We start from the raw sequence: 307 nt of genomic DNA, 5'->3' as shown, positions 1-307 counted from the left end.
GCGACACCACGTGATACCAGGGCGTGTCGGTGACGGACACCAGTTCTGAGCGAGGTCGGGTCATGGGGTGAGGGTCTCAGGGTGGGTGGGGGAGGTCGGCGGAAAGTGGGTGTCCTTTAGGTGTCACGGCCCTGATCGATCCGCAGCACGATGTGATAGTGGTTGCTCATCACCGCATAGGCCGCCACGTCGATGGCGAAGACGGCGGACAACTGCCGAATTCTGGCCTCGATCCAGCCGCGCCGGTGTTCGAAGTTCTGGCCGGTGTGGCGGTCCTGTCCTCAGAGGAAAGCGCGGCGGACACAGC

1 pseudogene is annotated in these 307 nt (G+C 63.8%); it reads right to left on the bottom strand.

Annotated features, from left to right (window positions below):
* Positions 1-125: 125 nt before the first annotated feature.
* Positions 126-307, bottom strand: a pseudogene (locus tag ECTPHS_RS14475) (transposase); the annotation flags it as partial.

Origin of the sequence: Ectothiorhodospira sp. PHS-1, assembly GCF_000225005.1 — a bacterium.
In the GTDB taxonomy this organism is placed as follows: Bacteria; Pseudomonadota; Gammaproteobacteria; order Ectothiorhodospirales; family Ectothiorhodospiraceae; genus Ectothiorhodospira.
The sequence above is the reverse complement of the archived record's forward strand: the minus strand, read 5'-3'. Positions and strand labels throughout refer to the sequence as shown.